This window comes from Kosakonia radicincitans DSM 16656, from assembly GCF_000280495.2.
Classification (GTDB): domain Bacteria; phylum Pseudomonadota; class Gammaproteobacteria; order Enterobacterales; family Enterobacteriaceae; genus Kosakonia; species Kosakonia radicincitans.
On record NZ_CP018016.1, the window covers coordinates 1,861,596 to 1,874,329 of the forward strand.

The window sequence follows — 12,734 nt, forward strand, 5'->3', positions numbered from 1 at the left end:
ATGACCAAAATAATACTAGTTTAGTGAGGCCTTAACGCAGAAAAATGGAGGAAATATGAAACACTGTTTAGAAACGTCGAGCGGGGATGGAAATTTGCGTTAGGGGTAATATGGAGAAGAAAATCATGCCGGATGGCGATCATCCGGCAAAATATTAGCGAAACAGAACCTGCGCCCAGCGGGCAAGCCCGGCGGTGACAGAGCCAAAATCATCGCCGCCCGCAATCGGAATCCCCGGCAGCGTTTCCGCCAGCGCTTTCTTGATGATGGGCGAGCGGGCGCTCCCGCCGGTCAGGTAGATTACTTCCGGCGTTTCGTTGCTGTTTTCCAGCGCCAACTGCACCTGCTCAATAATGCGCTGTAACGGCTGATTGAGCGCCGCTTCCAGACCCTCCTGGGTGATGGCAGTGGCAAGATCGTCGCTGATAAACGGCAGCGGCGCGGTGACATGCGCTTCTTCCGAGAGCGCTATTTTGCTCTCTTCGGCGCTGCGCACCAGCCGGTAGCTCAGACGCTGCCGCCACACTTTCAGCAGCAGGGCCACTTTTTCCGCGTCGCGGGCGTCGCGCAGCAGATCGTTGAGCAGACGGCCATTGGCGGCGCTGTAAAATTCGGCTTGCGCCGGCACATCGTTGATCGCCACCGCGTTCCACCACGGCAGAATTGGCAGGGCGATGCCTTTTTCCGTCTGGCCGCCCATACCAAGCAGAGGCATCAGGCTTTTAAACGCCAGTGCGATATCCAGATCGTTACCGCCAACGCGGCAACCGCTGTGGCCGAGTAGGCTGGCTGCACGATCCTGTCTGGCGCGCCACTGTGGGCCCATCAGCAGAATGGAGCAGTCTGTTGTTCCGCCGCCAATATCCACCACCAGCACGCGTTTCTCTTCGCTTAGTGTGGCTTCAAAATCGAGCCCTGCTGCTACCGGTTCATACTGGAACACCACATCACGGAAACCGGCGCGTTTCGCCGCGCGCTCAAGGATCCCCTGTGCCTGGGCGTTAGCATCATCGCCGCCGAGCCCCTGGAAGTTGATCGGTCGGCCAATGACCGCCTGGTTGATGCTTTCCGGCAGTTGCGTTTCGGCCTGCTGGCGAATGTGCAGCATCATGGCGCAGACCAGATCCTCAAACAGGGCGATCTGCTGCGGTTTCAGGCCGCTGGCGCCGAGGAAGGATTTCGGCGATTTAACGAAGTAAACCTCTTCCGGATCGCTCACATACTGACGCAGCGAGGCGAGGCCAAATTGTACGCTGGCGGCGTTGACCTCAATATCTTCCTCACGGTTAAAGCTCACTGCCCGGCGCAGTAGCGCCTGGGTTTCGCTCCCCGTAGCCGGAACCTGATGGTGACGATAGAGCCATTCGCTGACGGCTTCGCGCGTTGGCGCGCAGAGCATAGATGGCAGCAGCGTACTGTTATTTTCCATGGTCAGCAGGTGTGGCGCGCCATCGCGCATTACTGCAATCGAGCAGTTTGCTGTCCCGTAGTCAAAGCCTACAAACACGTGTTTATCCCCATGCCAGTGAAGAAGGGGGGCGACTTTAGCCGAATGCGGCGCGGGCGACAACCGGAATATGAAAGCAAGGCGGAAAATTCCGATGCCGTTTATGCTGTTAGCAGAAAAGAGGAGCAACTATGTACGAACTGCGCTGGCAGCCGCCCTATGACTGGGCCTGGATGTTGGGATTTTTAGGCGATCGCGCCGTGGCGGGTGTTGAAGAGATTGATGCGACACGCTATGTGCGCTCCTTTGCCGCTGGCGAGCATCGCGGGTTGATTATTGCCGAACCGGATGAGGCGAGCGCGACACTGAGGGTCACGCTCAGTGAAGGTTTGCAGCCGATTGCGGAACTGTGCCTGCAACGGATTCGCTGTCTGTTTGATCTTGACTGCAATCCGCAGGAGGTGACCGCGGCGCTGGGGACGTTGGGCGCTGCGCGACCGGGGTTGCGCCTGCCGGGATGTGTTGATCCATTTGAGCAGGGCGTGCGGGCGATTTTAGGCCAGTTAGTCAGCGTGGCGATGGCGGCAAAGCTGACGGCAAAGGTTGCGCAGCGTTATGGCGATGTGCTGGATGAGCGCGGTTTTATCTGTTTTCCCACTCCGCAGCAGCTCTCTGCGGCGCAAGTCGGGGATTTACAAACGCTCGGCATGCCGCGCAAACGCGCTGAATCGCTGATATATCTGGCACAGGCAGCCTGCGACGGTTTGCTGCCGCTGACGGCACCGGTGGATGTGGAGCAGGGGGTGAAAGCCTTGCAAACTTTCCCCGGCATCGGCCGCTGGACCGCCAGCTACTTTGCCCTGCGCGGCTGGCAGGCGAAAGATATTTTTCTACCCGACGATTATCTGATCAAGCAGCGTTTTGCCGGGATGACGCCCGCGCAGACGAGGCGCTACGCCGAACGCTGGCAGCCGTGGCGCTCCTATGCACTGTTGCATATCTGGTATACGGCGGGGTGGGGGCCTGAAGTGTGATGCCTTGTGGTTTTAATGCATTTTCCGTCCGGATAAGGCGCCACCCTGTTTGTCAGTTGATAGCGAAATAACTGGTATTCAGCATCAAATCCAGCGGCTGAGCCTGCGAAATAATATCGCCATAAATCATATCGATGCCGACGCCGGAAAGGGTATCCATCATCAGCGGCTGATTGGTCGGCCCGGCAATGCTCTTCATGCCAAGGCGCTGGGCGTGGCCCTGAATAATGGTCACCATCATCTCGTCCATCAGATTACCGTGAACGTTGGTAACCAGTTCCGGATCGAGCATCAGGTAATCGACCATATTCGGACTCAGGCGGTTAAAAATATCCAGATCGTGCCCGATACGGCTGAGAATAATGCGGCAACCCGCCTGGCGCAGCCGCTTCAGATTGTCGAGCAGGGTGTTATCTTCACGCATCAGCGCATCGGCATGTACCACCAGATGCAACAGCCGGGCGGATAGCGGGCCGCTTTCCAGCAGTTCGAGCAGTTCATTCACCAGCGTTGTGCTGGAGAGCCCGGCCACGGAAAGCGGCAGGGCAACGCCGAGCCCTTTACCCGCAACGGCAGTAGCGTGGTTACGGAAAAACTCATGGAATACGCGGCGGTCGAGCGCGCGGATCAGCTCTGGTTCGCTAAGGCCGGAACGGAAAGCGTGCTCCTCCATCACTTCGCCTTCGCTGGTCCACAAGCGCAGGGAGAGTAGCCAGAAGTTGCAGGCCTCCGGTACGCGCGGCGACGCTACGCCGCGGGCAATCAGCAGCAGATGATTGTCTTTGATCATATGCCACTGTTCATCCAGCGACATGATGCTGCGATCATGCTGCATCTGGCCTTGCTGCGGTTCGTACACGGTCACGATCCCGCGCCCATTATTTTTGGAGGCATAACAGGCGATATCCGCCTGCGACATCACTTCTGAAGCCTGATAGTTAGTTTCATCAATCAGCGAAATTCCGGCGCTGGCGCCGATGCGGTGCAAACGGCCTTCCCACATAAAGTGGTAGTCATTGATGGCTTCAACAATACGCCCGGAAATATACCGCGCGCTCTCGACATTACAGTCCGGCAGCAGTAAACCGAATTCATCGCCGCCAAGGCGGGCAAGAATATCGGTCGAACGCAACATGCTGAGCATCAGCGACGCGATCTCGCGCAGCAGGGCATCCCCCGCCGCGTGCCCGGCTGTATCGTTGACGGCTTTAAAGCGGTCAAGATCGATAAACACCAGCGCATGACGCTGGTGGAATTCCTGTACTGTCAGCAGCAGGCGTTTGAGATGGTTTTCAAAACTGACCCGGTTCGCCAGATGGGTCAGCGCATCGTGGGAAGCGCTGTAGCTCAGTTGCCGCAGCATTTTGCGGGATTCCGTTACGTCCTGGATCACCAGCACAGAGCCGATATGTTGCCCATCCAGCGTGCTGAGCGGCGTTACGCTGTAGTGAATGTCGAAGCTGCCGCCGGTGCGGCAGTGCAGTACCACATCCTGTTCAATGGCCGAACGTGACATATCACCACTGTGGATGTTTTCCATCACCGGACCATTATCACCAAACGTAATGCGCAGCACTGTCAGCAACGGCTGGCCGATAGCCTGTTCCTGCGCCCAGCCGCTCATTTTTTCCGCCACCGGATTCATAAAAGTGACGTTCATATCCACATCGGTACAAAGCACCGCTTCGCCGATGGAATCCAGCGTAATGTGCAGGCGCTCTTTTTCCTGGAACAGCGCGTCATTCAACTGCTTAACTTCCGTCATATCCATATTGACGCCGAGCAGGCGTTCGACTTCGCCATGCTTGTTCAGCACGCGGTTTGCCAGCGCGCGAATATGGCGAATACCGCCTTTGACGCTAATGCGGAACTCCAGTTTGAAGGCCATGCGCGCCGCCAGCCCGTCGCGGATAATGCGTTCGGTTTCCGGCCTGTCTTCCGGCAGCACGCGCTCGTACCACAATTGCCATGTCGGTTTCGTGTGGGGCGGCACTTCGTACATCTCGAACATGCGCTTATCCCAACTGATAATGTCCGGCTCAAGCTCCCACTCCCAGATGCCAATCCCGCCCGCTTCGTTCGCCAGCGTGATACGCTCCATCAGGCGCTTGTTAACCCACTCGGTCTGCTTCAGATCGTTAATGTCTTCGACCTGGGCGATAAAGTAGAGCGGGGTGCCATCCGTATGGCGCACAACGGAAACTGCCATCAGCGCCCACACCAGTTCGCCGCTGCGCGTGTAATAGCGCTTTTCCATGGAGTAAGTGGAGATGTCGCCGCGCACCAATTGCTCAAGCTGTTCCAGATCGCTGTTTAAATCTTCCGGGCAGGTGAGCTGCTGGAAGGTCATCTGCTGCAGTTCCTCCTGGCTGTAGCCCAGAAACTGACATAACGCTTTGTTGGCCTGTAACCACTGTCCTTCGGTGCTCACCAGCGCCATCCCGATGGCGGAATACTCCATCGCATTTCGAAAGCGCTCTTCGCTTTCGATGATGTGTTTGCGCTCGGCGCGAAAGGCGTACATCACCATCGTCATGACGTTCACCGGCAGCAGGATCATCAGAAACGGCAGCCACGGTGCGTTCATCATCACGTTGTTTTTCGGCATGGTGATGAGAGAGGGATCATCTGCAATCATCAGCGAGACCATCATGATGGTAATCAGAAAGACGAGAAAGGCTTCAACCCGCGGCAGACGCACGGCGCTCCACATCAGCAGTACAATGACCGCAGTAAACGGCCACGGCAGGTAGTGCAGCGCCAGCCAGCTTAGCCCGAGCGTGACAGCGAGCGTAACGAGTGTTTCCAGCAGCAACTGAGGTCTACGGTGACGCAGCAGGTAATGCGGTTTAAACAGCAGGCCGAGCGGCACCAACGCCAGCGCGCCGATGGATTCCGACAGCACCCAGACCAGAAAAGTACGCAGAATATTGTCGCCGGGCACCAGCAAACAAACCAGCACGCCGCCGACCAGCGGCGGGATAATCGCGCTGCCGACCGCCAGACGCAGCCAGTCGCCGAGGTTTTGCAGCGGGTTATACCAGGGCAACAGTTTGCGCAGTAGCACCGCGCCTATCGCGGCCTCAATAACATTGACGGCGGTATAGCGTAGATCGACTGCGTTGGCCGATAAGAGCATGATTGTCGCAGCGACATTGCCCAGCACGCAGACCAGCGCGATGCCCGGCCACATCCGCCCTGCGTGGCGGTAAAATCCCACCATAATGATGGCGGTGGGAAACCACAGCGGTGCGATAACAGTGCCAAAACGGATAAGCTCCAGCGAGAAGAGCGTAAAGATGAAAGAGAGCAGCCCTAAACTGACAAGCCGCAACCCAGGATGTGGGGTGGTAACCAAAACGCGCTGGTGTTGTTTCTTCATTACCGCTTTATCCGCAACCCTGTGACGTCCGGAACCGCGTCCGGAGAGTGAAATTTGAATTTTGGATTATGCTAGTACAAACAATTTACAATTCCTATGCCGGGCGCTCATAATTTGACACCATAATGTTATTAATTACTTAGTCAGTAATAAAAACACATCTGCCGGGTTAATTTTGAGCGTTTTAATTTATGGCTGGTCAGCCAGACGGGCAAAAGCGAGCGGCTTTTTACCGTCCCTGTTTCCGCTAAGGATTCGGCTGGTATCACGACGGTGAAATCCCTATAATTGCCGCGTTTGACGCTTCGGCGTCGTCCTTCCTTTACATCCAGGTTAATCAGGTCGCTAAATTTATGACTGATCAGTCTCATCAGTGCGTCATCATCGGCATCGCCGGCGCATCTGCTTCAGGTAAAAGTCTTATCGCCAGCACGCTGTATCGTGAACTGCGCGAGCAGGTGGGTGATGAACACATTGGCGTTATTCCAGAAGATAGCTACTACAAAGATCAAAGCCATCTATCGATGGAAGAGCGTGTAAAAACCAACTATGACCACCCCAGTGCAATGGATCATAGTCTGTTATTCCAGCATTTGCAGTCTCTCAAGCGCGGCGAAGCTATTGAGTTACCGGTGTACAGCTATGTGGAACATACTCGCACCAAAGAAACTATCCGCATTGAAGCGAAAAAAGTGATCATCCTGGAAGGGATCCTGTTACTGACTGATTCACGCCTGCGCGATGAGATGAATTTCTCCATTTTTGTTGATACGCCGCTGGATATCTGCCTGATGCGCCGCATCAAGCGCGACGTTAACGAGCGTGGCCGTTCAATGGACTCGGTCATGGCGCAATATCAGAAAACCGTGCGTCCGATGTTCCTGCAATTTATTGAACCCTCCAAGCAATACGCCGACATCATCGTGCCGCGCGGCGGTAAAAACCGCATCGCCATCGATATCCTGAAAGCCAAAATCAGCCAGTTTTTTGAATAATACATGTTAGGCTATAGCACTGAGTGTTAAGTCCGGCCCCTGATCTTCTCAGGGGCGTGTCGCACTATTAAGGAGAATGCGCCATGCGTCTTTGTGACCGCGATATTGAAGCCTGGCTGAATGACGGTCGGCTTGCTATTAACCCGCGTCCGCCGGTAGAACGGATTAACGGGGCGACGGTGGATGTCCGCCTCGGCAATAAATTCCGCACTTTCAGCGGACATACGGCGGCATTTATCGATCTCAGCGGCCCGAAGCATGAAGTCAGCGCGGCGCTTGACCGGGTAATGAGCGACGAGATTGTGCTTGATGAAGGCGAGGCGTTTTTCCTGCATCCGGGTGAACTGGCGCTGGCGGTGACTTATGAATCCGTTACCTTGCCTGCCGATCTGGTCGGCTGGCTGGACGGGCGCTCTTCACTTGCGCGTCTGGGTTTGATGGTGCACGTAACCGCGCACCGCATCGATCCCGGCTGGTCGGGCTGTATCGTGCTGGAGTTCTATAATTCAGGCAAGCTGCCGCTGGCGCTGCGACCGGGCATGCTGATTGGCGCCCTGAGCTTTGAGCCGCTCTCCGGGCCGGCCGATCGTCCTTATAACCGACGTGAAGATGCGAAGTATCGCGATCAGCAAGGCGCGGTCGCCAGCCGCATTGATAAAGACTGACTGATCTCCATTGAGGATGTGATGAGAAGAGCGTTAACAACACTGATGATTTTGCTGGTCGTGCTGGTTGCCGGCCTTTCGGCATTAGTGTTACTGGTCAATCCGAACGATTTCCGCGCTTACATGGTGCGTCAGGTCGAGGCGCGAAGCGGCTATCAGCTACAGCTTGATGGCCCGCTGCGCTGGCACGTCTGGCCGCAGCTTAGCATCCTCTCTGGCCGCGTCACGTTGACGGCCCCCGGCGCGGAAATGCCGGTGGTGAAAGCCGATAATATGCGTCTTGATGTCAACCTGTTGCCGTTGCTGTCGCACCAGTTACAGGTGAAACAAGTGATGCTGAAGGGCGCGGTGATTCAGCTCACTCCGCAAAGTGAAGCGGCACCGGAAAAAAATGCGCCAGTGGCGCCTCATGGCAACTCACTGCCGCAGGTGGAATCGGATCGCGGCTGGTCATGGGATATTGCCCGCTTACAGGTTGCGGATAGCCTGCTGGTTTTCCAGCGCGCCAACGATGAACCGGTGACGGTACGCGATATTCGTCTGCAAATGGAGCAGGATGCGCAATATCAGGCGACGCTGGATTTCTCCGGGCGGGTTAACCGCAATCAGCGCGACCTGACGCTTTCATTCAGCGCGAAAATAGATGCACGCGATTATCCGCGTAATGTCAGCGCCGCTATTGATAAATTGCAGTGGCAACTTCAGGGGGGCGATACGCCGCCGAAGGGCATCAGCGGGGCGGGCACATTGCAAGCGCAGTGGCAAAGCGCGGCACAGCGACTGACGCTGAATGATGTCACCCTGAGCGCGAATGACAGCGCCTTTACCGGTAAGGGGAGCGTAACGTTTGGTACGCAGCCAGTCTGGGCAGTCGATGTGCAGTTCGACAATCTCAATCTGGATAACTTGCTGCCGCCGGAAGGGACGCTGAACGGCGACGGCGTGATGCCACAGGGACAGGAACAAAATCGCCTGCCGCGCCCGGTGATTTCCAGCGGGGCGGATACGCCGCAGTACAACGAACTGCGCGATTTTACGGCGCAAATCGGCATCACTGCGAAAAACGTACGCTGGCGCGGTATGCAGTTTGCCGATGTCAGCGGTCAGCTCAACAATAATGCCGGTTTGCTGGCTATCCCGACGTTGCAGGGCAAAATGGGGAACGGGCAAATCTCATTGCCCGGCACGCTGGACGTGCGCGGCAAGCAACCTCGCGCCGAGTTCCAGCCACGGCTGGAGAGCATTGAGATTGGTAATATCCTGAAAGCGTTTAACTACCCGATTGCGCTGACCGGCAGCCTGACCATGGCGGGCGATTTCAGCGGCCCGGATATCGATGCAGAATCTTTCCGCCGCGACTGGCAGGGGAGTGCACACGTCGATCTGAAAAACAGCCGCATGGAAGGGCTTAACTTCCAGCAACTGGTACAACAGGCGGTGGCTCGCAGCAGCGATGTGCATGCGAAAGATAATTTCGACAGTGCCACCCGGCTGGATAATTTCAGCGCAGAGTTGTCGCTGGATAACGGGCAGATGACCTTCAGCGATATGCAGGGTAGCTCCGCGCTGCTGGCGCTCACCGGGGAAGGCAAGATGGATCTGGTGCAGGAGCAGACCGATACGCGCTTCAATGTCCGGGTTCTGGAAGGATGGGAAGGTGATAGCGCGCTGATCGACTTCCTGAAAGCGACGCCGATCCCACTGCGCGTTTACGGTAAATGGCAGGCGCTCAACTATAGCCTGCAAGTGGACCAGGTGTTGCGTAAACATTTGCAGGATGAAGCCAAACGTCGTCTCAACGACTGGGCTGAGCGTAATAAAGATTCGCAAAACAGCAAAGACCTGAAAAAGCTGCTTGATAAGATGTAACTATCCGGCCAGTTCGGCCGGATAAGCAACGGCGCTGCAGGGCTATAAAATGCCTTCCAGCGCCAGATGTTGCAGTAGCATAATGGTTTTGCCGTCGGCAATATCGCCCGTACGGATTGCCGCCAGCGCGGTGGCAAAATCCATCTCCACCACTTCAATATCCTCTCCCTCTTCGATTACGCCGCCACCGCTTCCGGTGCGTTTGCTGTCATCGTATTCAGCAATAAAAAAGTGCAGTTTTTCGCTGACGGAGCCGGGGCTCATCCACGCCACAAACACTTTCTGTACCTGTTCCAGCCGGTAGCCGGTCTCTTCTTCCGCTTCGTGACGAATGCGCTCCTCAGGCTCAAGCTCATCCAGCAGGCCAGCAGCCGCTTCCAGCAAAAAACCGTGATGCTGGTTGACGAAAAGCGGTAAACGAAACTGTCGGGTGAGGATCACGCTCCGCTTGCGGCGGTTATACAGCAGGATCACCGCGCCGTTGCCCCGGTCATACACCTCGCGGGTCTGGCGCTGCCATTCACCGTCATGACGGCGATAATCAAAGGTGTATTTGGTCAGTTTTCCCCAATCTTCAGCGAGAGGCATCGACGCAATAATGCGTATTTGTGCATTTTCAGATGACATATCAGCTCCTGTGCAGGTAAGATAGCAGCATAACGTGCACATTCGTGCATTATCAAGGTTTTTCGTGCAAGCAGGAGCAACGCGATGCTAACCCCACAACGTAAGCAATTGATCCTCAACCAGCTTGCTGAAGAAGGGCAGGTGCTGTCGAAGGAACTCAGCGAACGATTTGGCGTCTCGGAAGATACCGTGCGGCGGGATCTGCGTGAGCTGGCGGCTGAGGGTTTGTTACAGCGTGTGCACGGCGGCGCACTGCCATCTTCCGCCGCTACGGTGACATTTGCCGAGCGGCAACATTTGCAGTCTGACGCCAAGCGGCGTATCGCGCAGAAAGGCGCGCAGCTCGTCTCAGCAGGGCAGGTTGTTATGATTGATGGCGGTACGACGACCTCTGAACTGATTACGCATTTCCCACAGGATTTACGCATTACCGTGGTAACACACAGCCCCAGTATCGCCGTTGGGCTGGCACAGCATCCGCTGATTGAAGTGGTGATGATCGGTGGCCATCTCTACAAACATTCGATCGTCAACGTTGGCGCAGGCGCGCTGGAATCTATCAGCCGGATACGCGCCGACCTCTTTTTTATGGGCGTGACCGGCGTACATGTGGACGCCGGTCTCAGCACCGGGGATTTTGAGGAGTCGCGTATCAAGCGCGCGCTGGCCGACAGGGCGGCAGAGACTGTAGTTCTGGCCTCGCCGGAGAAACTGAACAGCGCATCGCCATGGGTGATTGGCGATATCTCGCTTATCAACACGCTGGTGGTGGACGCGCAGACGGACGATCGCCTGCTGGCCCCGTTTAACCACCGTGGGGTGACGGTGGTTAAAGCGTAGCCCTTTACACTTCGTAGTCCGGATCTTCGTCACGCGTCAGCGGAATAATTTGCACTTTCTGCACGCGGTGGCTCTCAACTTCCAGGGTTTTCAGCAGAACATCGCCTACCTGCACCTCTTCACCGGGTTTGGGGATCCGCTGCAGGTACTCCATCAGCAGGCCGGCAATGGTGTGGTAGTCACGCTTCTCATCCAGCGGTATTGCGATGTACTGCACCAGATCCTCCAGCGGCATATGACCATTGGCCGTCCAGCTGCCATCGCTGTTTTTCTGAATATCATGGCGGGCATCGATCTCTTCCACTTCGTTTGGCAGATTCCCGGCGATGGTTTCCATCACATCGCTGAGAGTGACAATGCCTTCCACGGAACCAAACTCATCGACCACGAAAGCGAAGTGGGTGCGGGCATTGCGGAACTGCTCCAGCGCCTGCAACAGCGGCAGCGCTTCCGGGAACACCAGCGGCTGACGGATTAGCGCCTTGAGATCCAGCGGTTCGCCGCGCAGAGATTGTTGCAGCAGATCGAGCACATGAACAACGCCAAGCAAATCCTCTTCAGTATCGCCGCCCGTAACCACCACGCGCGTATGCTGGTTTTTATCCAGCAGGGCGCGGATCTCTGCTTCCGGCGCGCTGAGATCGATATGCTCAATATCGTGGCGCGACGTCATGATGCTGCTGACCGAGCGCTGATTGAGGTTCAGCACCCGCTCAATCATGCGCCGCTCCTGCGGATTAAAGATCTGGTTGTCGTCACTGTCGTGCAGCATCGAGGCGGTATCGGCATCCAGTTCAGCATCCTCTTTCCGCCCGCTGAGCAGGCGCATCACCGTTTCTGTCGTGCGCTGGCGTAGCGTCTGGTTGGCGAACAGAAAACGGCGGCGATTAAAGATAGCCAACTGGTTCAGCGCTTCAATCATCACCGAGAAGCCAATTGCGGCGTACAGATAACCTTTCGGAATATGGAAACCAAAACCATCCGCCACCAGGCTAAAACCGATCATCAGCAGGAAACTGAGACAGAGAATAACAATTGTCGGGTGGCTGTTGACGAAGCGCGTCAGCGATTTACTGGCCAGCAGCATCAGGGAAATGGCAATCACCACGGCGGCCATCATGACGGCCAGGTGGTCAACCATGCCGACGGCAGTGATCACCGAGTCGAGCGAGAAGACCGCATCCAGCACCACGATCTGGGTGACCACAGCCCAGAATTTCGCGCCACGTCGCTGCGTTGGATTGTCGCTGTCTTTGCCTTCAAGGCGCTCATTAAGTTCCACCGTCGCTTTAAACAGCAGGAACAGGCCGCCGAGCAGCATAATCAGATCGCGCGCGCTGAAGCTTAAGCCGCGCACCGTAAACAGAGGATTAGTGAGTGTCACCAGCCAGGAGATTGAGGCCAGTAAAAGCAATCGCATCAACATCGCCAGCAGCAGCCCGGTAATACGGGCGCGATCGCGCTGCGCCGCCGGCAATTTTTCCGCAAGAATCGCAATAAAAACCAGGTTATCAATACCGAGTACCAGCTCGATCACGACCAGCGTGACCAACCCGGCCCAGATTGATGGATCGGCAATCCATTCCATCGTAAACGTAACACCTTCTGTGATATGACAATTGTCACAGTGCGATCATGGATAAAGCTGGATGAAATTGCAATGCCAGCCTGCGATTATTCTTAATTTATTGGTTATGAGCAATACGTATAAATTCAATTTCCTTATTGTTACTGTGATTAATTATAAGGGAAAAATTAGCAAATTAGGATATTTCGCATAAGTAATTCCATATACAAAGTTTGTCAATATACGGTTAGTCTTAAAATTCGAAAAGTTTGTTCTTAAACTTATTCTTAAAAATATGTTTATCAGGG

Annotated in this window: 9 protein-coding genes; 5 read left to right on the forward strand and 4 right to left on the reverse strand. The window is 55.7% G+C overall.

Annotated elements, in window-relative coordinates; all coding sequences use genetic code 11:
* Positions 1-154: 154 nt before the first annotated feature.
* Positions 155-1,507, reverse strand: a complete 1,353-nt coding sequence (gene yegD, locus Y71_RS09085; protein ID WP_007371241.1) for a molecular chaperone — start codon at positions 1,505-1,507, stop codon at positions 155-157.
* Between the two features lie 131 nt (positions 1,508-1,638).
* Here yegD and alkA point away from each other — a divergent pair, with 131 nt between their 5' ends.
* Positions 1,639-2,481 carry a DNA-3-methyladenine glycosylase 2 gene (alkA, locus tag Y71_RS09095; RefSeq protein ID WP_007371242.1) on the forward strand — a complete coding sequence of 281 codons (843 nt, stop codon included), beginning with the start codon at positions 1,639-1,641 and terminating at the stop codon, positions 2,479-2,481.
* Positions 2,482-2,533: 52 nt separating this feature from the next.
* Here alkA and Y71_RS09100 read toward each other — a convergent pair whose 3' ends face one another.
* Positions 2,534-5,863 carry a diguanylate cyclase gene (locus Y71_RS09100; RefSeq protein WP_007371243.1) on the reverse strand — a complete coding sequence of 1,110 codons (3,330 nt, stop codon included), beginning with the start codon at positions 5,861-5,863 and terminating at the stop codon, positions 2,534-2,536.
* 353 nt (positions 5,864-6,216) lie between these two features.
* Here Y71_RS09100 and udk point away from each other — a divergent pair, with 353 nt between their 5' ends.
* The 3 genes from udk (at position 6,217) to asmA (ending at position 9,392) form a co-directional block, all read left to right on the forward strand.
* A complete protein-coding gene (gene udk / locus Y71_RS09105; protein WP_007371245.1) occupies positions 6,217-6,858 on the forward strand; it encodes a uridine kinase in 642 nt (213 codons plus the stop codon).
* A gap of 83 nt (positions 6,859-6,941) precedes the next feature.
* Positions 6,942-7,523 carry a dCTP deaminase gene (dcd, locus tag Y71_RS09110; RefSeq protein WP_007371246.1) on the forward strand — a complete coding sequence of 194 codons (582 nt, stop codon included), beginning with the start codon at positions 6,942-6,944 and terminating at the stop codon, positions 7,521-7,523.
* A 21-nt stretch (positions 7,524-7,544) separates the two neighbouring features.
* Positions 7,545-9,392 (forward strand): outer membrane assembly protein AsmA, encoded by a 1,848-nt coding sequence (gene asmA / locus Y71_RS09115; RefSeq protein ID WP_007371247.1) that lies wholly within the window; start codon positions 7,545-7,547, stop codon positions 9,390-9,392.
* Positions 9,393-9,434: 42 nt separating this feature from the next.
* On the opposite strand, the gene Y71_RS09120 is transcribed toward asmA, so the two are convergent.
* Entirely contained in the window at positions 9,435-10,019 is a 585-nt protein-coding gene (locus Y71_RS09120; RefSeq protein WP_007371248.1) for an NUDIX domain-containing protein, read from the reverse strand.
* A gap of 84 nt (positions 10,020-10,103) precedes the next feature.
* Between Y71_RS09120 and Y71_RS09125 the strand changes: the two genes are divergently transcribed.
* On the forward strand, positions 10,104-10,859 hold the full coding sequence (locus tag Y71_RS09125) for a DeoR/GlpR family DNA-binding transcription regulator (RefSeq protein WP_007371249.1): 756 nt from the start codon (positions 10,104-10,106) through the stop codon (positions 10,857-10,859).
* Positions 10,860-10,863: 4 nt separating this feature from the next.
* Here Y71_RS09125 and Y71_RS09130 read toward each other — a convergent pair whose 3' ends face one another.
* Positions 10,864-12,447, reverse strand: coding sequence for a TerC family protein (locus Y71_RS09130; RefSeq protein ID WP_007371250.1), 1,584 nt, complete (start codon positions 12,445-12,447; stop codon positions 10,864-10,866).
* Between the last annotated feature and the right edge of the window lie 287 nt (positions 12,448-12,734).